At 39.5% G+C, this 22,560-nt stretch carries 17 protein-coding genes; 3 read left to right on the top strand and 14 right to left on the bottom strand.

The genetic code is table 11. The features are described from left to right. Positions 1-440 precede the first annotated feature (440 nt). The gene (locus CWD90_RS06365; RefSeq protein ID WP_103475095.1) at positions 441-2,015 is read left to right on the top strand and encodes a CHRD domain-containing protein; all 1,575 of its coding nucleotides are present in this window, start codon (positions 441-443) and stop codon (positions 2,013-2,015) included. 755 nt (positions 2,016-2,770) lie between these two features. Here the strand turns inward: CWD90_RS06365 and CWD90_RS06360 are convergent. The 4 genes from CWD90_RS06360 to CWD90_RS06345 form a co-directional block, all read right to left on the bottom strand. Continuing rightward, positions 2,771-3,109, bottom strand: a complete 339-nt coding sequence (locus tag CWD90_RS06360; protein WP_103475094.1) for a hypothetical protein — start codon at positions 3,107-3,109, stop codon at positions 2,771-2,773. A 971-nt stretch (positions 3,110-4,080) separates the two neighbouring features. Continuing rightward, positions 4,081-4,863, bottom strand: a complete 783-nt coding sequence (locus CWD90_RS06355; protein WP_103475093.1) for a hypothetical protein — start codon at positions 4,861-4,863, stop codon at positions 4,081-4,083. A 205-nt stretch (positions 4,864-5,068) separates the two neighbouring features. After that, positions 5,069-6,148 (bottom strand): metallophosphoesterase, encoded by a 1,080-nt coding sequence (locus CWD90_RS06350; RefSeq protein ID WP_103475092.1) that lies wholly within the window; start codon positions 6,146-6,148, stop codon positions 5,069-5,071. A 162-nt stretch (positions 6,149-6,310) separates the two neighbouring features. Beyond that, the gene (locus CWD90_RS06345) at positions 6,311-7,390 is read right to left on the bottom strand and encodes a metallophosphoesterase (protein WP_103475091.1); all 1,080 of its coding nucleotides are present in this window, start codon (positions 7,388-7,390) and stop codon (positions 6,311-6,313) included. Between the two features lie 132 nt (positions 7,391-7,522). On the opposite strand from CWD90_RS06345, the gene recQ reads away from it, so the two are divergent. Continuing rightward, a complete protein-coding gene (gene recQ, locus CWD90_RS06340) occupies positions 7,523-9,679 on the top strand; it encodes a DNA helicase RecQ (protein ID WP_394335819.1) in 2,157 nt (718 codons plus the stop codon). Between the two features lie 1,362 nt (positions 9,680-11,041). Here the strand turns inward: recQ and CWD90_RS06335 are convergent. Both CWD90_RS06335 and CWD90_RS06330 read right to left on the bottom strand, forming a co-directional pair. Then, entirely contained in the window at positions 11,042-13,270 is a 2,229-nt protein-coding gene (locus CWD90_RS06335) for a TonB-dependent receptor (RefSeq protein ID WP_103475089.1), read from the bottom strand. Positions 13,271-13,482: 212 nt separating this feature from the next. Next, the gene (locus CWD90_RS06330; RefSeq protein ID WP_157941171.1) at positions 13,483-14,028 is read right to left on the bottom strand and encodes a hypothetical protein; all 546 of its coding nucleotides are present in this window, start codon (positions 14,026-14,028) and stop codon (positions 13,483-13,485) included. Positions 14,029-14,292: 264 nt separating this feature from the next. On the opposite strand from CWD90_RS06330, the gene CWD90_RS23180 reads away from it, so the two are divergent. Continuing rightward, positions 14,293-14,433 (top strand): hypothetical protein, encoded by a 141-nt coding sequence (locus CWD90_RS23180; protein WP_192877996.1) that lies wholly within the window; start codon positions 14,293-14,295, stop codon positions 14,431-14,433. Between the two features lie 18 nt (positions 14,434-14,451). Here the strand turns inward: CWD90_RS23180 and CWD90_RS06325 are convergent, their stop codons facing one another. From CWD90_RS06325 to moaA, 8 genes are all read right to left on the bottom strand, one after another. Then, positions 14,452-15,546, bottom strand: coding sequence for an amidohydrolase family protein (locus CWD90_RS06325; RefSeq protein ID WP_103475087.1), 1,095 nt, complete (start codon positions 15,544-15,546; stop codon positions 14,452-14,454). Positions 15,547-15,829: 283 nt separating this feature from the next. Beyond that, entirely contained in the window at positions 15,830-16,435 is a 606-nt protein-coding gene (locus CWD90_RS06320) for a nucleotidyltransferase family protein (protein WP_103475086.1), read from the bottom strand. Then, positions 16,435-17,445, bottom strand: a complete 1,011-nt coding sequence (locus CWD90_RS06315) for an XdhC family protein (RefSeq protein WP_103475085.1) — start codon at positions 17,443-17,445, stop codon at positions 16,435-16,437. The genes CWD90_RS06320 and CWD90_RS06315 overlap by 1 nt, the downstream gene beginning before the upstream one ends. 5 nt (positions 17,446-17,450) lie before the next feature. After that, complete coding sequence (locus tag CWD90_RS06310) at positions 17,451-18,647, bottom strand: molybdopterin molybdotransferase MoeA (protein ID WP_103475084.1); 1,197 nt, start codon at positions 18,645-18,647, stop codon at positions 17,451-17,453. A gap of 31 nt (positions 18,648-18,678) precedes the next feature. Then, the gene (locus tag CWD90_RS06305) at positions 18,679-19,545 is read right to left on the bottom strand and encodes a polysaccharide deacetylase family protein (RefSeq protein WP_103475083.1); all 867 of its coding nucleotides are present in this window, start codon (positions 19,543-19,545) and stop codon (positions 18,679-18,681) included. Between the two features lie 234 nt (positions 19,546-19,779). Next, on the bottom strand, positions 19,780-20,853 hold the full coding sequence (locus tag CWD90_RS06300) for a HesA/MoeB/ThiF family protein (RefSeq protein ID WP_103475082.1): 1,074 nt from the start codon (positions 20,851-20,853) through the stop codon (positions 19,780-19,782). A 49-nt stretch (positions 20,854-20,902) separates the two neighbouring features. Continuing rightward, positions 20,903-21,496: an NTP transferase domain-containing protein gene (locus CWD90_RS06295; protein WP_103475081.1), complete on the bottom strand. Its 594-nt coding sequence runs from the start codon at positions 21,494-21,496 to the stop codon at positions 20,903-20,905. Positions 21,497-21,564: 68 nt separating this feature from the next. Beyond that, a complete protein-coding gene (gene moaA / locus CWD90_RS06290; RefSeq protein WP_103475080.1) occupies positions 21,565-22,548 on the bottom strand; it encodes a GTP 3',8-cyclase MoaA in 984 nt (327 codons plus the stop codon). Positions 22,549-22,560 lie beyond the last annotated feature (12 nt).

Below are 22,560 nucleotides of genomic sequence, written 5' to 3'. Positions count from 1 at the left end.
ACACAAAAGAATTATAGCTTAGGAATATTGAACCATTATATAAGAATAACGTGTTGGTTTCCTTTTTACATATGCGGTAATAATTTAACCTTTATCAAGTAGCCGCAAATTAGCTTTTACATAATTGCTGACGATATAGTCCTGTCGGCCGATATCTGCAATTATGTAAAATAGCGCGAAAATGCGCTATTCGCTAATTTGCTATAAGTGTTCTATAATTTACATTATGTAAAATACGATATAAATTTCGGAGATTGAATATCTCAGAAATTTTATGCGAGCTGGTGCGCTGGCCTTCATTTGTTACCCCTATACATATAGAAATAAAAAGGCCCTCCTTCTTCCTATTTCTTTCGAGTCAATAATTAAATCATCTCCAACAAGCCCCACCAATCCTTCCTTATAATTTTACAGTCAGTTTAAACCCTAAATTATAGTATATGAAAAAGATGATTTATTTATTTCTGGCAGCAACGACACTTATTGCCAGCAGTTGTTCTGACGATGATAGTACAGATCAACCACCAGGTGTTTTTGACGGGGAAAGCAAAACCTATCAATTACAATCGCGTTCGGACGCTACCGTGTCTGGGACGGCCACCGTTGTGGAAAATGAAGACGGTACAGCAACGGTTAATCTAAAATTAACGGGTACCGCTGCAGGAAGTTTTCCAGCGCATGTACACGCTAATTCTGCGGCAGAGACCGGAGATATCACTATTGACCTTAATGCGGTTGATGGCGCTACAGGAGAAAGTACCACTATTATAAGTGCTACTAAAAATGGTACCGCCATTACTTACGCCCAGATATTGGAATTGGATGGATATATTAATGTGCATCAATCTGCAACTGATCTAGGAACCCTTATTGCGCAAGGCGATATAGGAATCAATGAACTTACGGCAGATTCCAGGGAATATGCCCTTAGCAGTGTTGCCGATGCCAGTATTAGCGGAACGGCTACTTTCTATAAACGTGTTAGTGGGGCTTCCCTCCTAGAGATCGCTTTGGAAGGTACTCCAGATGACGGGGAACATCCAGCACACATACATTTTAATTCTGCTGCTGAAGGTGGTGATATTGCCATTTCCCTTTCGCCCGTAGTTGGCACCAGTGGAAAAAGTTGGACACATATTGAGGCAGATGACGCTGGCGCAGCCCTTACCTACGACGCCTTGTTGGAAATTGATGGGTATATTAATGTGCACAAATCAGCAACCGAATTGGATGTGTTGGTGGCTCAGGGCGATATAGGAATCAACGTGCTTACGGGAGAATCTAAGGAATTTGCGCTTCACAGTGTCTTGGTGCCAACCATTAGTGGTACGGCTACGGTACACAAACGTTTAAGTGGAGCCTCCCTCCTAGAACTTCAATTGGAAGGTACTCCAGCTGACGGCGTACATCCTGCACACATTCATGCGAATACAGCTGCGGAAGGTGGCGATATCGTAATTTCCCTTTCGGCCGTTGCAGGTGCCAATGGAAAAAGTTGGACACATATTGAGGAGGACGATGCCGGAACAGCAGTTAATTATGAAGCGCTATTGGAATTTGATGGGTATATCAATGTTCATAAGTCGATCGCAGAACTGGACGTTTTGGTAGCACAGGGCGATATAGGTCAGAACGAACTTACTGGCAACGAGGTGTCCTACGATCTGGCAGCGGTTAGTAATGCAGCCATATTTGGAACGGCTACCTTTTCCGAGCGAGTAAACAAAGAGACCTTGGTGACATTGGAATTGGTTGGTACAACAGTAGGCTCAATACACCCGGCACATATTCATACTGGCGCTGTTGCAGATGCTCCTGGAGCGGTTATCGTTACTTTGGGCAGTGTCATGGGAGATAATGGCATAAGTGTAACCAACGTAACCCAAGCTAATGCTGGAGATGCATTGGATTATGATGCCCTCTTGGGTATAGATGGATACATTAATGTACACCTAAGCACCGAAGACCTTGACACTTTAGTGGCCCAGGGTAATGTGGGAGCTAATGTAAATTAAGTAATTTAAGTTTCCCCTGAACACTAAGGCCTTGGATTTTTACAATCCAAGGCTTTTTTTGTTGAATAACAACTATGAATTTGTAGCTGTAAGTAGCTAATAATAAGTAAGTTATTTTTTTATTTTAGTCAAATATCAATCTCAAAAGTTGTGTGTGAATTAGAGAAAGATAAAATAAACAATCCCTGAGTTCGTCCGTTAGTGAGTACCATTAAACATTGTCTTCAAAGTCTATTGTTAGGTAAATCTTCTTCCGTAGTGGAGATGGCATGGCCGTAAAGAATTATTGAAGCCTTGGAAATAATTTAGGCCATGGCATCGATCCATAAAATCCCAAGATTTTAAGGACCACCTAGTGAAGAAGGGTCTTTTCTTTTGTTTCGTTTTATTCATTGCTTGTTTATTTTAGAATAAGGTATTCATGAACCTCCTTCGTCGGTTTCATTGGACAGCAAAGAAATCGAAGATTCATGAATACCTTGAAATAACAAGCAGAAATCAATGAGCTAAATCGAAGATTCACGAAAACCGTTAAAAAACAATAAAAACAACTTGAGTAAAATGAAAGAGGATGGTATTAATGAAAATCCTTCGTCGGTTTCATTGGACAGCAAAGAAATAAGATACTATCCCTAAAAACACAAAAAAGCTCTGAATATTAATATTCAGAGCTTTTCTATCCTATTATTCTCTTATGATTATAATTCTGCCCCCTCGAATGCTTACTATATAATCGGGAAAATTACAGGATTCATTTAATATCTTAATAGATTACTGTATTCCTCAATTGACTGTTGTATTTCAATATAAGAACGAATTTGAGCCATGGTTTTTTCAAAAAGTTCAATTTTTAAATCCTTTTCCCTTTTTAAGGCCTTGATCAATTCAGCATTCGAATTTTTTAAGGTTCGCAAAGTTTGCCGTAGCGTTTCAGATTTAATAAATAAGGTGTATGTGTTAGGTTCGCATACATAGGAGGTCAATTTTTTTTCCAATTGGCACAAATCGTTATTGGTTCGTTCCAATTTTAGAATACATCCACTGCTGGAAGGCCGGCTAATTAAATTTCTACTAATTTTTGGGGTTGTTTCCATAGGATAAGTGTTGTTTTAGGGTTAACAGATTTTTGTGGTTTACTCTTATATAATTTTGGTTTTCTTGTTTTGCAGTATTAAGATACAACAAAAATCCCATTTTAAATGGGGCAAATCCCTCATTAACATTACTTTAAACCAAAATTAACACCTTCGTCGCATCGATGTAACGGATTATTTTCTCGATAAACGGTAACTTTTCTTCTGGAAGCTTGCTTTTTATTGGTATTCACCTATTGTCAAAGGAAGATGTTAACCCTCCACTCCCCTCCTGCCCCTAACCATTAATTTAACACTAATCCCGATAACCACTTTAGCTAACCTAGGCATATTAAAGTTTAAATAAAAAATAGGCCGTTTATCTGTTCCGTTAACCTTTAGTGTCGAAGAATTTTTACTCCTTATTTAATGCCGTTGAACATTGTCCTCAAAGTGCATTCTAGGGGCAATCTTCTGCCGTAGTGGAGATGTCATGGCCGTAAGAATTATTGAAGCCTTGGAAATAATTTAGGCCATGGCATCGGTCCATAAAATCCCAAGATTTTAGGGCCACCTAGTGAAGAAGGGTCTTTTCTTTTGTTTCGTTTTCTTTGGACAAGCAAAGAAAATGAAAGAATAAGTTGTTCCTTAACATCCGTTCGTCGGTTTCATTGGACAGCAAAGAAACCGAAGGTTCATGAATACCTTGAAATAACAAGCAGAAATCAATGAACTAAATCAAAGATTCACGAAAACCGTTAAAAAACAATAAAAACCAATTGAGTGTAATGAAAGGTAGATTTGGTTATGGGTACTGCATTTGATTACTTGAATGGGTTTTAGTTGAGAAGATATTGCACAAGCAAAGAAATCGATGATTCATGCACCCACATAAATTAATAAAAACCAATTGAGTAAAGTGAATGTTCAAAAATAACCCCCGATGAATTTCATCGGGGGTTTATTAAAATCTATAAGCAATTATTTAGTTCTTACCAGCTTATTTCCTCACTGTCTCCATTTGGATAGGTAACCGTACCTTTTTGGTCACAAGTACCACTTCCAAAGTCCAAAGAAGCGGTCATACCATCTACCTCCAATTGTACCACGCCAGAAGTAATAAAGGCGCAACCCAAATTCCATGATAGTGGTTCGGTCACTGTAAACTCATAGGTAGTACCGTTTACTGTTATATCCCAATCTCCTGTACAGGTAGCATCGGCTCCTTCGGCATTAATGTTCTCAAAATGCCAAGTAAGTACTTTATTTCCTTTCCAATTCACAGTATTTCCATTGGCGTCCTCGAAAGTAGCATCTGTGATTATTGTAAATGTGGGACTGTTAGAGTTGGAAAAATCAAAAGAAAAACTCTTGGTACCGTTCAGGATATGGTCGTTGAAGGTAAAGTCGCTAAAGGTAACCTCAAAACTCCCCTTCGTGCCATCCGTATTACCATTGTTGCCCGTAAGCACAATAGTGCCACTTATAGTCTTACCTCGAATGATACATTGGTTATAAGCTACTGATATACTTTCGTCGGTAAATGTTACCGCTGTGCACTCTGTATTGGTTTTGTTACTTTTTCCTGCTTTATCGTTGATCAATAATTCTGAAACTAACTCGTCCAGCCCATCGGAAATGGAATTGACCTGCATTTGAGATTTAACTTGTTCGTTTGTTAGACTTGTATTGTTCAAATCGTCCATAGCATCATTGCTACAGCCAAAAATTAAAAAAGCGCCTAAACTTAAAATTAAATAGTGGAATGTTTTCATGGTATGCGGGGTTTAAAACATAATTAGCGAGGGCTAAAATAAGCTCTTATATAATATTATGTTAAAAAAAACGGCAATATTCGACCTATAGTATGTTTTATTAAGAAATATCGTACAAAACTTACTGATTTTATAAGGATTTTCACGCTGGTTTTAAGCCAGCTTCCTATAAATGAAACTAAAATTGTCCTGAAAATCAGGGTAATTAGTCCAATTGTATATTGAAATTATTGAAATCATCCTTTTGATAGGCCATTTTTTGTGTAGTGGGCGATATAGCAAAATAGGGTGAAAATGTAGTGGTGATCACCGTTTTTCCATCGGGCAAAAACTCCATAATTCGAAGCCAACCGTCTCCCCCATTTCCATGCCAACCACCACCCATGGCCTGCGCATTAAACGTGATCTGATTCACTTTTTTACCATCAGCATTCTTATCTACTTTAAATGCGGTATGCCCCTTAAAATTATCAGGGGATCCAATATGGCCTGAAATTACCATTTGTACATTTTTGGAAGGCGCCACTAACTTTTCCCAAATCGACTTGCCGTAGTTGGCATCGTCTATGGGGTAGTTTTCCTTTTCCATGTGTTGATTTTTGGAATTCAAGTAAGAATGGGTAAGGATTACCACAGTATGATCCTTATAAAGTTCGTTGGAGATCTCATTGTTGGCCCAATTTAAAATGGTATCCCGGGGCGCAAATTCCAAATTTAGAAACAAGAATTTTCTTTTTTGTGGCGAAATAAATTCATAGGTAGCATTCTCTACAGAAGGTAAACCGTCAATATTTTTGCCAGCAGCGCGTAATGCCTTGGCATTTAAAAGATTCCTATGAACAGGGAAATACTGACTGTAGTTCGATTTTCGATTTTCAACACTTTTATAGCCAAAATCATGGTTACCGGCCGCTAAGATATAAGGTACCTTTCCATCCAACCGCTCAAACGCGTGAGACACTGCCCCCCACTGATCTCTACTGGGCATATTTCCGTTTAATTTATCCGGAACCAAAAGTTCGTTCTGCTCTACCAAATCTCCCGTACATAAAACCATTTTTATATTAAGGGCATCAATATTTTCACTGATCCAGGCGGTCATGGTTTCCAAAGTGCCTTGGTTTCTTTCGAACTTCACATAGCTCTGGGTATCGGGTACCAAAATAATGGACCATGAATCCGGATTGGATAATTTTGGGGGAGAATAGGATTCCTGTGCCTGCAGGGCGGTAAAGAGGGTACATACGGCAACAAGAATAAGGCAGTAATTTCGACAAATGTTCATTTTAGAAAATTATTAAGGTTTGCAACAGATAAATTCACCCTTTTTAAGATAAGACAGGACAGGGATTTAGCTTCTAATTTAATTTTTAATTGAGGATTAATACGCTGGTTTTAAGTTAGCTTCCTATAAATGAAACTAAAATTGTCCTGAAAATCAGTGTATTTAGTCCAATTGTATATTGAAATTGTTAAAATCATCCTTTTGATAGGCCATTTTTTGTGTAGTGGGCGATATGGCAAAATAGGGTGAAAATGTAGTGGTGATCACCGTTTTTCCATCGGGCAAAAATTCCATGATCCGAAGCCAACCGTCTCCCCCATTTCCATTCCAACCACCACCCATTGCCTGTGCATTAAAGGTAATCTGATTTACTTTTTTTCCGCCAGCATTCTTATCCACTTTAAAAGCGGTATGCTTCCTAAAATTATCCGGGGAGCCAATATGGCCTGAAATGGCCATTTGCACATTTTGGGAAGGCGCCACTAACTTTTCCCATATCGACTTGCCATAGTTGGCATCAATTATCGGGTAGTTTTCCTTTTCCTTATGTTTGTTTTCGGCATTCAAATAAGAATGGGTGAGCAAGACTACGGTGTGGTCCTTGTATATATCTTTGGAAATCTCATTATTGGCCCATTGTAAAATGGTGTCCCGAGGTGCAAATTCCAAATTTAGAAACAAGAATTTTCTTTTTTGGGGCGAAATAAATTCATAGGTGGCATTCTCCACGGAAGGCAAGCCGTCTATGTTCTTTCCAGCCGCCCTTAAGGCCTTGGCATTTAATAGGTTTCTATGTACAGGGAAATATTGGTTGTAGTTCGAATTTCGGTTTTCCATATTATTATAGCCAAAATCGTGGTTACCGGCCGCTAAAATATAAGGCACTTTACCATCCAATCGTTCAAATGCGTGTGATACTGCCCTCCATTGCTCCCTACTGGGTGCATTTCCATTAATTTTATCCGTAACCAAAAGTTCGTTATGCTGTACCAAATCCCCAGTACATAAAACCATTTTTATATTTAAGGCATCAATATTTTCACTAATCCATGCGGTCATGGTCTCCAAGGTGCCCTGGTTTCTTTCGAACTTCACATAAGTCTGGGTATCGGGAACCAAAATGATGGACCAAGAATCCGGGTTGGTCAATTTGGGAGCTGAATAGGATTCTTGTGCCTGTAAGCTAGTGGAGAATATTAATACAAAGACAAGAACAAGGCAGTAATTACGGTAAAGGTTCATTATTAAAAATTATAAAGGTTTGCAATGGATAAATTTAACATTTTTAGGCTAAGATCAGCTAGGGAGTTACTTTCAATTTTGATTTATTTTTGAGGATTTTAACCCCATTAAATTTGTAATGATGCTTCAATTATGATTAATTTCGGGCTCTCAACAGTTTTACCGATACCCATGCCCGATTTCCAGAACGAATTATACCCCTATCTTAAAAAATACTTTGGTTTTGATCGCTTTAGAGATCAACAAGAGGAGATTATTACTTCTGTACTAAATAAGAAGGATTGTTTGGTGATCATGCCTACTGGTGGGGGAAAATCCATTTGTTTTCAATTGCCAGCCCTCTTATTTAAAGGAACCACCTTGGTTATTTCTCCATTAATTGCACTGATGAAGGACCAAGTGGACGGACTAAAGGCCAATGGTATCCCGGCAGCATTTTTTAATAGTAGCCAGTCCGCCGAAGAACAGCAGGAAATATTGGACAGGACCCATAAAGGGGAATTGAAATTGCTTTATGTGGCCCCTGAAAGTTTACAGGGCCTCTCCCCTATTTTAAAGGAAGAATTTATAAGTTGTGTGGCTGTAGATGAGGCGCATTGTATTTCCTCATGGGGGCACGATTTTAGACCTTCTTACCAACAATTGGGATTTTTAAAAAGTACCCTACCCCTCACCCCTGTAATTGCTTTAACGGCAACAGCGGATAAGGCTACTAGACAGGATATTTTGGCGCAGTTGAAGATACCCAAGGCAAAACAATTTTTGGCCTCCTTTGACAGGAAAAATATTGCTTTAGAAGTGAGGGCGGCCCATGACAGGGTATCCCAAATACTTGAATTTATAAAGAAAAGACCTAATGAATCTGGTATTATTTATTGCTTGAGTCGAAAATCAACCGAGACCTTGGTAGCTAAATTTTTGGACAACGGCATTAAAGCAGCGGCCTATCATGCAGGCTTGGATTTTGATAGTCGTAGCAAGGTGCAGGAGAGTTTTATTTTTGATAAGACCCAGATCGTATGCGCCACCATTGCCTTTGGAATGGGAATAGATAAATCCAATGTACGATGGGTGATTCATTATAATATGCCCAAGAACATTGAGGGTTACTATCAAGAGATAGGACGCTCCGGTAGGGACGGATTACCGGCAAAGGCCCTTTTGTTCCACAGTTATGGGGATGTTATCCAGTTGCAACGATTTGCATCGGGTGCGGCAAATGAGGAGGTACAATTGGCCAAATTGGATAGAATGAAACAGTTCTCCGAGGCATCCACCTGTAGAAGAAAGATTTTGCTAAGTTATTTTGGTGAGTTTTTAGTGAAGGATTGCGGTAATTGCGATGTCTGTAAAAATCCGCCCCAATTTTTTGATGGTACCATAATCGCCCAAAAAATATTATCCACCATAGCCCGATTAAAAGAATCGGAAGCTACGGGAATTGTAATCGATGTTTTAAGGGGTGCCCAAAATGCGGCCGTGTTGGATAAAAATTATCAGGAAATCAAAACCTTTGGAATTGGAAAGGATATTTCTTGGAACGATTGGCAGCATTACGCTATTCAACTTATAAATCAGGGTTTCTGTGAGATTGCCTTTCACAAGAACAATGTTTTACAGCTAACCCCCTATTCCAAAGATGTCCTATTTGGCAAGACAAAGGTGATGTTGAGCAAACCGATCAAAAAAGAGGAAAGGATGGCCCTGGAAAAAGAACAAAAAGCCAAGAAGCCAGCAACTAAAAACTCTCTATTTGAACGCCTACGATTATTAAGGTTCCAAATTTCTTTGGAGGAGAATATCCCCGCTTATTTAGTTTTCAACGATGCTACCTTAAAAGAAATGGAAGCCGAAAGGCCTACTAGTGAGGAAGAACTAATGGAAATAAATGGAGTTGGCCAACGTAAATTGGAAGTGTACGGAGACCTATTTATTCAAGAGATCAAGGCCTTCCAAGCAGAAAAAGTAAAGAAAAAGAAGAAGTCGCACACCTACCAGGATACTTATGATCTTTATAAAGAAGGAAAGAGTATTGAAGAAATAGCCGAGTTAAGGAAATTAAAGCCCACTACGATTTTTTCCCATCTGGCCAAACTCTATTCGGACGGTAAGGATGTGGCTATTTATGAGTTTGTGGATAAGGAAACCATAGGATTAGTAGCCCAAGCCAAGAAAGAGCTTAAAGATCCTGATGCCTTAAAACCGTATTACGAGTATTTTGAAGAAAAATTGGAATATTCTACCATCAGACTGGCACTTAGTGTAATTGAAAAAGAGAAGATTTTATAGGAAGGCATAAAGTTATAAAGTTATAAAGTTCAAAGTCGAAAGTTCTAAAGAGATTGAGCGTAGTCAAAATCGGAATGCCTAGGATGTGCGACTTCTCTCCCGATAGCTATCGGGAGCCCTAAAAATAGGCTCATATCGAAGTGACCATTGAGTCCGTATGATTGAAGTGGGAAACTATATTTAGATAAAAGTTGAATATTGAAAATAGAAAGTCATTTCGAATGAATATGAGAAATCGCACTAGTAGCTCCTGCATATATAAGGGTCATATCCTTTTTATAGCTGTCTGGGGGGTAGTTTGAAAGAATGACGAAAATAATAGCTCCTTCCTCTAAAACAGTAAACGGTATTAATTTGATAGTGAGCGATTTAAAACCCGTCAGTTCGAGTGAAATGCCAGTAGGCATTTTGTATCGAGAACTCATGAAGGGGTGACGAGCCTTTAGGCTCCCCTCTTGGAACGAAGAGGGGAATGAATTGCCCGCCAACAGTGGGGAAAGTCCCGGTAACTATCGGGAGGGGAGTTTGAAGCCCCAGACCCTAGATCTATTCACTTACATGATTTCATGTCTAAACCTTGGGATTTCATAACCCTCCGTCTTCGCTTATGGCGAAGCCACCTCCCTTCGTCACAAGGGAGGAGTCTTTAGTTTTTAACCAATTGAAAAAATCAGTCCAATTCCTGCAGTAGCAAGTGTATTTCGGCAATTATTTAATTGTAAAGGGTAGTCCATAAATAATGGTTCAAAGTTTAAAGTCGAAAGTTCTAACGGAGATTGAGCGTAGTCGAAATCGAAGTAAATAATAATCGACTAATAGTTGGTATTGAATATTAAATAGTTAGAAGTGAATAGATTACATCCCGTCAGTTCGAGTGAAATTCCAGTAGGCATTTAGTATCGAGAACTGTTGTTTGAGATTTGGCAGTAAACAGTAAACAGAATTCAGTGAACAGTAATCAGTGAACAGTTTACAGTGGAAATTTCATCGACGAAGAAAAGTACTATCGTCAGTTCGAGTGAAATGCCAATGGGCATTTTGTTTCGAGAACTCTTGATGGAGTGAACAGTGAACAGTAATCAGTATTCAGTGGGCAGTGGAAAGTTGAGAGCCCGTCAGTTCGAGTGAAATGCCGGCAGGTATTTTGTATCGAGAACTCTTGATGGTAAGTAAACAGTTATCGGTGATTCGTCATTGCGAGCCTGCCTAGCCGTCAGGCAGGCCTAGCGCGGCAATCTGCCAAATGATGTGTACCTATAATTCTGGTAAGACAACTCTTAAGGGTTTTAAAAAGCCGTTAATTTTAAAAAAACTCCTTCCCCACTTAAGGGAAAGGAGCTAAAAAGTTGAGTACAACTTCAATTAAAAACTTACCGATACTTTCCCCCTAGCAAAAAAAGGTGTCCCTGGTGTAGAATGGATTTCTTCCACAGGACTTGGTTCGTTAAATAATCTGCTGGTTGTTGCAAATTGCGTCTCGTTCCATTCGGTATCAAATAGGTTATCGATAATTATCCCCAAACTCCAATTTTTAAAGGTGTAGTTGATATTAAAATCGGTCACCAAATACCCTTCCGCCAGAATGGAGTTGTCTTCATTGGCAGGCCGATCCTTGATAAAGCGGTAATTTATTCCTCCTGAAAAGTTCCTTAAGCCCTTAAAGGTAAGTCCACCAGAGGAAGTTAGGTCTGGGGACAAGGGAATATAATCTTGGCCTTCAGGTTCTTCGGTACTTCTGGCATAGGTGTAGTTGATATCACCATAAGCATATAGCCAATCTGTAAGCTGGTATCGAGCTCCAAAGTCGACCCCAAAGCGTTGGGTCTTGCCACTGGGTTCAACAATTCCCGCATCCCCCACATATACAAACTCTTGCTCTAGAAAGAGTTGCCACAAAGCCATGTTTAATACCAATCGGTCTTTAGGCTTGTAAATGGTGCCAATATCGGCTCCAAATGCCAAAGGCAATATCCTTTCACCATTATTGGCCGTCACAACCCTTGTGTCATTGGAATGAAAGCCAATACCTGTTTTTGCATAAAACTGTACATCTTGGGACGCCTGGAAAATGGCATTTAATTTTGGACTGATAACAAGTTTGTTTTCACTCTTTTGGTCATAGGCCTCCGTTATTAAATTTTCATAATCGAATTTTAAATAATCCAATCGGACACCTGGGTTAATGTTCCACTGGTTAATTTTGTAGTTTATATTCAAAAACCCATAGGCATTTAGTTCATCAATATTGCCAAAAGCAAGTCGCTCAAGGGTCGTCTTTCTGTTCAAGGTACGGGAAAGCTCTACCTCATTTACGTCGTCATATCTAAACCCTACACCTGTATTGAATCTGAACTGTGAATTATTTTCTAAGTGTATGGTTCTGTCATAACTTGTTTCACCTCCTATCAAGGTTCTATTTTCCTTTTGTTTTATTTGATCGCCATTCACAGGGTCTTCTAGGAAAAATGTAAAATTGGAGTACAGTTCAAAGTCATAATTAGAAATAAAGAACTTGGACTTGAATTGGCTATGCTGGTCCAATTGTTTTTGGTGGTTTATTAAAAGGTTGGTACGACTGGTATTGCCTCCCTCCGTATCGTCTATGGCACCAAACCTTCCAATAGTGCCATTCTCAACTGCACGTTGTGGAATCTGCCCTGAAGCGTCCCATTTGCTTTGAAAGTGCGAGGCGGTTAGATTCATCTCATTTCCGTTATTATCCCTGTGATTGTAACGCCCCATTACATTTATCCGGTTGAAATTCTGTGGTGCTTCAAAAACTCCATCGGAAATCATATATTCAGAGGCGATATAAGCATTGTTATCATCACTTTCCAAAAGCTTGAACATTCCCAAGCCCCTTAATGTGTTGTATTTTCCGGCTTCCAAGCTTAGCATATTTTTATCCAAGGTCTTCTTGGTGGTCAAATCTACATATCCAGCGGTATTGAAGTTTCCCTTGTCGGCATAATACGGACCCTTTCCAAAATCTATATTATCTATGGTTTCCGGAATTATGAAGTGCATATCGGCATAACCCTGGCCATGGGCATGGGATACCATGTTTACGGGCAAACCATCCACATTTATAGCGATATCCGTACCGTGATCTATATCAAAACCTCTTAGGAATATTTGTTCGGCCTTGCCCCCACCGGCATGCTGCCCAATGATGAGGCCAGGTACTTTCCTTAGGATTTCTTGGGAGGATTTTACCGGATCGGATTTAACGTTCACATTAACAAAGCTGCTCATGGCATTTATATTGGATACCAATACTACTTGATCCAAAGAAACTGCAGCCTCCTCCAAAATTATCTCAAATGTGGTGTCCAATTGACTTTCGGTTATGAGCAGTTCTTTGTTCTTAAAACCGAGACTGTAAAAATAGATATGGTCATTGTTGGTAACGTTTGCGAGGCTAAAGGCTCCCGAACTATTGCTGTAGGTATAATTGCCCGTATTCTTGTTATAAACCCCTACTCCGCTTAAGGGCGCTTTGTCCTGGTTCATTATTGATCCGTTAATGGTATGGGCATTTAGGGTTACAGAAAGAAAAAGAAGTAATACGACTAGTGTATTTTTAATCATTGTTTTAAGTTTTGTGCCGAATAGCCATCTGCTATTCTTGATATATTTATAGGGCATGCTTATCCTGTTCATGGGCGTAGCCGTGAATAGGATGAAGAAGAATGCCTTTTCTTTAAAGTATCTTGGGATTGGACAATAATAATGAAGTAGCAAACCAACTAGTTCCAGAATTGGACATTGGTTACCTTTCAAAATTATTGTACACTACTAAATCAGCAAAGTGGTTTTGGAGGAGGTAGAATTAAGGTTTGAATTCCTTTTGAAGTGTTTTCCTTGATGTTGGAAAAATATGATTTTTTAAAAGTCGGGATAGCTGGGGAAGTTTTGTAATCATTAACCACTAGATGCTTGTCCAATTCGGGTTGTACCTGAAACTTGTCGTTGTCTTGATGGGTTGGGGCTGAAGCACTAAATGCCATACTCATAAAATCTATAATCTCATGCCCATGGTTATCCGGATTGTGTGGGTGAGGATGGTCGTGGAGGCCTATTTCGTTCGATTCTATATGTTCATGGGCTTCCAATGTATAGGATGACGTTCTGGTTTGGACTTTATTCTGCCAGTCGTGGTCGTTAAAACCATGGGAATGGGAGGCAATGGAATGATGTTGGCTAACATGATCAAAAGAATGTGATAAAAAGTGCATCAGTTCCGTTAACCCCTGCTGTAAAGGCACTATAAGATAGCATAAGGCAATGAAGACAGCTATACTTTTAAACAACCACGGCTTTAAGCCTTTTCGATCCTTTTGATACACAGAAACTTGATTTTACCATACCTACGGAAAATGTATGGCAGAGGTTCAATTTTTATGGAAAAATATAAAATCGTAGCCTTTTAACTGTTAAATATTAGTGAAACATTATAGGGGTACATTTAAATGTGGGATGTTGTGAAATAGAAGCTCAATGGAATTTAGGCAATATAAAAAACGAGAAAAAAAATTAACATTAAAACAACAATTTAATTTCCTTGGCGTTCTATAAAAAATGTAATTTTATATCACAAAAAATAGTCGAATATGTCATTTTTATCACCTCAAATTGAAGCTTTGGCCAAAAGAAGAAAAGTCCAATCCCTAGTTAAAAAACCAATTTCATGTGGTATTTTTCAGGAATATGGACAATTGGAAAAGATTCAAAAACCTGTAGATAGGAAATAGTCGCATTTAAAAGCGCTGTTAATCTTTGGGAAATAAGGTCTTGTCCAATCCAGGAATGAGTTTAAGCGCATTCTTGTAATATAGTTTTTTGAGTACGTCATCTGGCAAGTCCATTCCATACATGGCCCAGAAGGCATGGTATTTCTTATGATAAGGGAAATATTCGTCATCGGATTCCAATACTCTGAAATAGGTAGGAAATTCTTCAGGTTTCCAACTGTCCTTACCAAAAAGGACCCTGTCCTGATATTTTACAAAAAAATTATGTGCATTTTTAGGTTGTCTGCCCAATTCAGCAATAATGGCTCCTATACCCACATACATATTGGGCAATTCGTCCAATAATTTCCCCAAGGTGCCCAAATCGTTCGCATACCATCCCATATGGGCATTGATAAACTTGGTCTTAGGGTGTTTTTTGAACATGTTGTGTTGCTCCCCAATAATTTGCTCCCAGGAGGCTGGATCTGTTGCTGAACGTTTTCTGCGGGGATGTGTCTTAAGTTCCAACCACCTTTCATTATCTGAATTTACCTCATCCCAAAATGGTTTGGGATCGGCGGAGTGAATAAGAACGGGTACGCCCATTTCCGCACATTTCTCCCATATAGCACTTAAGCGGTCATCATCTACGGCCAATCGTTTTCCTGAGGTATCTGTATCCCTTAATCCTAAACTCTTGTACACCTTAAGTCCCTTGGCGCCGTTTTTAATATCGGCTTCCAGTTGCGCAACAGCCTTCTCGGACCAACCAGCTTTGCCTACTCCATCAAAATCTACGTTGGCAAAGACAGCAAACCTGTTGGGATAATGATCCTTGATATTTTGCAGGGATTGTTTAATCCGTTCTCCCGACCCGCCACTTAGATTGACCATGATTCCCAAATTGAGCTTATCCATATCGGCGATAAGCAGGGAGAGGTCCTGGGCTGGCATTTGATACTGGTGACCATGTACATCTATAAATGGAAATTTTGCCCTGTGGATTTCCTCCCCTGGAACTTTAAGGGTAGATACCGGATTGTACTCCTCAAAACTCATGTCTTGGGATAATAGCGTAGTCGTAAAAGCTATTTGTAAAATAAAAACAAGGGATAAATTTTTTAAGGACATGCCAACATTGGATTAGATTCTAAATTTATACTTTATAGCCGACAACACGAAGAGAGAAGTAAAAAAAATATCCATATCATGGATTCAATAGCAATAGTGTTATAAGAATTGTTTTGAGTTTCACTTTAATTCAGTTCTTATACAAATTGAATCTTGAACCCTGAAACTACCACCGCCTACTCTGTAAGAAAGAGATTGCTTCTTCGCCCTAGCTCATCGCAATGACGCTAATAGTTTTTGGATTAAATAATTAGGAACTTTGAACCTTAAACCTTGAAACTGATCACTGTTCACTCTTAAGCAGCCGCTCGTATTCTTCCATGGTATCAATATCTACCTCTTTTCCGTTCGGGCTAATTGTCAGGGCACTATTTATATGGGTTTTGATGATGTCCTTGGCTCCAAAATCCGAATCCAATGTCTGTAGGGCTTCAAAATGGATTTTTCCGAAAATAGCGGGTACTCCTACCCTATTGGTATAGTTCGTGGCCACAATAGTATGATTGGAGTTTATAAAATTGTCTATCAGTGTATTTAAATACTGCCGATCTATAAAAGGTTGGTCGCACAGCATCACTAAAATACCATCATACTCCTGATCTTGTTCTAGCAGATGCTTTGTGCCACAAGCAATGGAATTCCCCAATCCCATTTTCCAATCGGGATTATAAATAGCATCTATTAGATCAAAGTCGGTTTCTTGTAGTATTTCCTCTTTATAGGCCCCTAAGACGGTGCATATGCTAGTAGCATTCGAATTTTGGGCATTTTTAAAGGCATTACCGATTAGAGTAGTATTTCCCCAAGGCAATAATTGTTTAATGGCCTTCATACGGGAGGAAGTCCCGGCTGCCATAATCAAAATAGCTATGTTAGGCTCCTTGTTCATCAATCGTGAATCCCGGTTTCTTTATCTTTTAAAAGTATAGGTTTTTTTTGCCTGGAAACCGCAAGGATTTCGGCAACTATGGCTATGGCAATTTCCTGAGGTGTCTCCGCTCCTATATTAAGTCCGGCTGGTCCATGGATTCCGTCTAAAAAGTCGTACGTAATCTCTGGGCTAAGTTCCATTAATTCATTAAACAATTTTTCACGTCTTCTATGAGGACCTAAAAGCCCTAAGTATATGGCTTTTGAATTCCTTAAGGTTAATAAATACTTTAAGTCTCTAGAGTAGCTGTGATTCATAAGAACTATGGCCGTGTGTTGATCTATTTCCCCTAAAGGAAAGCTCTCGGGCAGTATTCCTAGAAATTCATGGGCACCATCGAAATCCAGTATATTCTTTTCTTCGCTAGGGTCGGCTATAATTGTTACTTCCCATCCAGTTAAAGCGGCAAAACCACATAACTGTACTGCATCGTGCTCGGCTCCAATGATAAAGAGCTTAAAACAGGGCTGCATACTTTGCTCAAAGACTTCCAGATCATCTTTGCCATGATAGTCAGGGAACAGCGGTAATTCCTTGTTGCCCAATAAGAAGGTTGAGCCGAAATTGGTATTTAGGCCTTCTTTTTTTTCAAAATAAGAGCGAACCTTAAAATGTTGTCGAGATTGAATTGTTTGCTGAAGTGTTTCCAATAATAAGGTGTCCGGCCTAAAGGGCTCCAATAAAATATAAAGTATGCCTTCGCAACCCAATCTAAATCGGCCATCATAGGTCATTACTTTGGGGATTTGATCGTCAAAAACGGGCTTTGCCTGTCGAACAACTTCTTTTTCAACACATCCGCCACTTACTGCACCTACCATATGCCCGTCTTCCAATATCAACATGCGCACACCAGGTCTTCTATAGGAAGAACCATCCAAGGCAACCACTGTGGCCAGAACGGTCTTTAAGCCCCTGGAAGTGGCCGATTGGTATTCGCGTATTATTTTTTTGAGTTCGTGTGTCATTATAATTATAAATCTCTGGTCGCAACAAAAGGAACCAACTCCCCTACTTCGTATAGTTCATTTTTCGGTTCAAGCACAATAAATCCATCAGTATTCACCAAACTACACAGGTCACCAGAACCATTCTCCTTTACCAAGGATGCTAATAAATGCCCGCGATTAAACTCCAGCTTAACCCGCAACAATAAGGTTAAATCTCCCTTAGCTTCTACTGTTTCCTTTAAAATAACATCAATTTTTGGGAGTGGTAAACCTAAGGATAGTTTAAGCCAATCCTTAAAATAGACATTGTAATTGGCAAAGGTGGAAACTGGATTTCCTGGAAAGGAAAAGACCACTGTGTTAGTTTCGTTTTGAATCCCGAACCAAAACGGCTTACCGGGTCTTTGAAATACGCCATGAAATATTTTTTCTACCCCCAATTCTTCCATCACCTGTGGAATAAAGTCGAACTTACCCTTGGATACCCCACCACTTAATAGGATCGCGTTATACGCCTTTAAAGTGGAACTAAGTGCTTTTTTAATACTCGCTTTTTCATCTGGGAGATGGAGTTTGTCTGGAACGATGCCCTCTTCTGACAAGGCTGCGAAAAGGGTATGGATGTTGGATTTGCGTATCTGGTGGGGTAATGGCGTTTCTTGTACCTCTACCAGTTCGTTCCCTGTAGAGACAATGGCCACCTTTGGTAGCGTTCTTACCAAAACAGAAGCTTTGCCCACTGCCGCCAATACGCCAATTTCAGCTGCTGATATGATCGAATGTTTTGCTAGGATTAGATCACCTTTTTTCTGATCGCTTCCATTTAGATGAATGTCTTGCCCCTGTTTTGGGTTTTTTATTAGACTGGCCCAACCATCTTCTATGACCAAATGTTCGTACATGACCACGGTATCGGCATTTTCAGGCACCACTGCCCCGGTCATTATCTCAGTACAATTGGCTGTGTTTGTTAAAAGTTGGGAAGGCATTCCTGCTGCCAATACGCCTTCTATTTTAAAGGAGGTCTGCCCTTTTTCAATGGCATCGTAATTAATAGCAATTCCGTCCTTGGTAGCCCTATTAAAAGGAGGGAAATTTCTATCAGCCATAACATTTTCGGCAAGAACCTTCCCCATAGCTTGTTCAAGGGGAACCTGTTCGTTGCCAAAATCCTGGCGGAGATCTAAAACTTTTTGATAAGCGTCTTTAAAGGAAATCATGGAACACAAGTTACAATTAATAGGAGATTTGTTATAGGGTTGTCCCTTGAATTTCTCTCCAAGTTATGGGTTTAATGTTCCTTTCTTTAAGCAGAGCTGCCGTCTGGGGATTGGTAAAAAAATCAAAATCCATTTGTCGCCACTGGGAACCAAAATTGGGATGGTCCACACAGACTTGTTTCATTTCCATATTGTCGAAAGCCGGATGGATCAAAATTACATTTAGTCCAGCACTCAGGTTTTTGATAAATTGGGCATACAAATCCCCTAAGCCCTTGGTTTGCATAGCATCAAAATTGCCTATATATACTTTATGTACCATGTTGTCCGATTCCTGTAGCGAATCAGGATTGCCAACACCTTCCAGTAACTGGTCACTTAAGAAAATTGGCAGCTTGTATTCCGATCCCAATTCCCTGTAAATATCCAGAAGTGCTGTAGTGAGCCCAAGGGTGTACATATGGGAATCCAAATGGGTTGGTACAATTCCGGCAGTTAATGCCCTATCAATCTGGGCTTTCAGTTCTTTTTTAACCTCCCGTGGCTTCGCAAATTTCTTTACCAAATCCCTTTTAGCATGAAAAAAACCTTGGGCATCTACTAAGCTAGGAACTTCAGAGTAAGGCAGTACAGGTCCAAATTTATAATGTTTCCATTCGCAGGTCAAGGTTAGGTGGATACCACAATCATATTGAGGGTGTTGTTTGGCAAAATTGGCCATATCTCCAAACCATGGACATGGAACCATAATGCTATAGGAATTTACAATCCCTTTTTTCAAAGCTTCTATAGTAGCCGCATTTTCCGAGCAGGAAAGTCCGGCGTCATCCGCATGAATAATTAAAAGAATATCATCTTTCCTATATCCCAATTGTTCTAAGTCGTAATGGTTGGCCATATCGTTCTGTTGTTTTAATCAGCTTTAATCTAAAAATTAAAAGATCGTTTTGCTATGATTCTGTTTGCGTATACGGGTTTCCAATATTATTTCACCTCTCCTTTGGAGAGGTCAGAACTGCTTTTTTCAGCAATTCTGGGTGAGGTAAAATAATATCCCAATCGCTCTAGGTTGTAATGCAAGGCCATATTTTCTAATTTGCAGACCGCTGGGGCCCAAATAATACTAGTTTTACTAATGATGGGCTAGAAACCTATCTACTCCGCCTATGATATTAAATAACTCAAGGTTAGGATTCAATTCTTCTAACATTCTTACAGCAATTTTACTCCTTTTTCCGGATTGACAAAGTAAATAGATCGGAATTTGTAGGTCCAATTCCTTAATTCGTCCCTTTAACTCATCCAAGGGAATATTTACTGCTTTAACTTGAGCTAAAGAAAAATTTTCAAATTCTTCTTCGGTCCTTACGTCGATTACCTGTAGAGAATGGCCAGCGTTTAACTTCTTCTCAATTTCCTCCACATTGATGCCAACAGTTGTTTCACAAAGTGCTACGCCATAGGATTTTTGAAGTTTATCCAACTTTAAATTCTCTGGTTGAAGGGTAAATGTAATGGTTTGATAGGATTGATTTAAACCATTGAACAATAGTAATTTACCTTTTAATATTTCGCCAATACCTGTAACCGTTTTTACGGCTTCCAAAGCCTGAAGATTTCCTATAATACCTGGAATGACACCCAACACCCCATTGTCGTTACAATTTGGTATTTCGGCTTGTGTAGGCATATTGGGAAACAAACATCTATAGGTAGGGCCACCTTGGTAATTAAAAACGCTAAGCTGGCCTTCAAAGCCTTGTATGGCACCTGAAACAAATGGCTTTTTTAGAATCACACAGGCATCATTGATCAAATAGCGCGTAGGGAAATTATCTGAACCGTCTACTACGACATCAAATTGAGAAATAATTTCCAATGCATTATGCTTGGTAAGAAATGTATCAAATGTTTTAAAGTGGGTGGTGGAATTTTGCATCCTTAATCGCTCCAATACAACTTCTATTTTCGACCTTCCCAAATCCTTTTCCGAATACAACACTTGTCGTTGTAGGTTGGTGATTTCAATAATATCTTGCTCTACAATTCCTAAAGTCCCTACCCCCATTGCATTAAGATATAAGAGTACAGGGATACCTAATCCGCCGGCTCCAATGACCAAGATGCTAGCATTTTGGAGCTTTTGTTGGGCATCAGGTCCAAAATCCTTTAAAATGGTCTGTCTCTGGTATCTATTGAAATTCATCTGTAAAAAACAATCCGATTGTTATAATTTCTGTGGGTCTTTGGTTCCTTTAATTTGGAGCTAGTCTTAGCAATACTTTTTCATAATCTTCCTTGAAGTTTGCGTTCCATAATACTTCTTCGTTCTCTGGAAATACCAATTTAATATCTTCATTGATCAAAAATTTACGCGGACAGGTACCAGGGCCGTTCTCTAAATAGTCCAATGATTTTTGTAATCCCGAAGGTTCCCAAATGGCACACAACGGTTCTGGCAAGCCACTTTCCCTTGTAGCAAAGGCGGTGGCCATTTTGTCTGGGTTCCGAAAGCCGATTAATTGTTCAAGGGCGTCCAGGTCCATTAGTGGTAGATCACAGGCCAATACCAACCAAGCTACATTTGGATTAAAATTGTGGGCACTTAGGAGTCCGTTGTAGGGGCCCTTAAATTTGTTTTGATCAATAATAAGATTCTGATTTTCAGTGAATTCCGATGACTGTTCTTCGCGAATGCTCATATAGGTGTTATCGCATACCTGCTGTAGGAGGTTGTAAAGGTAATCACGTTGTGCTACACCGTGATATGCTATCAACCCTTTGTCTGTTCCCATTCGGGTACTTTTTCCACCGGTAAGTACTAGACCATATATTTTAGTGGAGCTCATTATGTGTATTTTAATTTTTATAGGTTCTGTCCTATACCTTGATTATTCAGGGTATGGGTCAGAACGAATTATCCGCCAATAGAGGTCATTGAATTTTCAAATATTCCGTCATATTTTTCCTGTTCCTCAAACCCAGTTTTAGCCCTGCTGCCAATGGCGTTGAGAATATGCGCTTTAACTTTTTCTTCCGCATTTTCCCCACGCATAACTTCCCGAAGGTTCATTCTAGGTTTACCGTACAGACAGGTAATTACATCCCCTGTCGCAGATATCCTTAAGCGATTACAGCTGCCGCAGAAGGTTCTGGTAAAGGAAGGAATCAAGCCAAAAGTACCTTTGTGCCCCTTTATTTTGTAATTGATGGAGGTAGAGGTTTTTGGAGATTCCAACTTGGTAATATCGGGGTATTCCGACTGGATATGGCTCAATATTTTTTTATAGTCCCAGGCAATGGTGTTAAAGGATTTACTGCCGCCATTGAATGGCATTTCTTCCAAAAAGCGAACGGATACGGGGTAATGCTTCATCACCTCGAGAATAGGTATGATATCTTGGGTATTCTGATTTTCAAGGGCAATGAAATTAATACGAACATTGAAACCTTCTGCAATTAATTTCACCAAATTATTATAGACGGTTTCATACTGATTTCTTCGTGTAATCCGTTCAAAGGTGTTTTTGTCGATAGCATCCATACTAACATTGATATTCTTGATGCCCAGCGCTTTTAATTCTTCTATATGCGGGCCGATCAATGTAGCATTGGTGGTTATAGAAATATCCTGTAACCCCTTTAAATTGGAAAGTTGGCGCAATAAAATCATCAGGTCCTTTCTAACAAAAGGTTCGCCGCCGGTAATCCTAATTTTATTTATCCCCTGCCCTACCATTATTTTACTCAGTTTACAGAGCTCTTCAATGGTAAAGAGGGAGTCTTTTTTAGCAAAATTTATTCCCTCCGAAGGCATACAGTAGTTGCAGCGCAGGTTGCAACGGTCGGTTACCGCCAACCGTAAATAGTTTATTTTTCTATTGTGATTGTCTATCAGCATTAATCCACTTTT

Origin of the sequence: Arenibacter catalasegens, assembly GCF_002909235.1 — a bacterium.
In the GTDB taxonomy this organism is placed as follows: domain Bacteria; phylum Bacteroidota; class Bacteroidia; order Flavobacteriales; family Flavobacteriaceae; genus Arenibacter; species Arenibacter catalasegens.
This window is presented reverse-complemented; position numbering and strand designations above follow the sequence as displayed.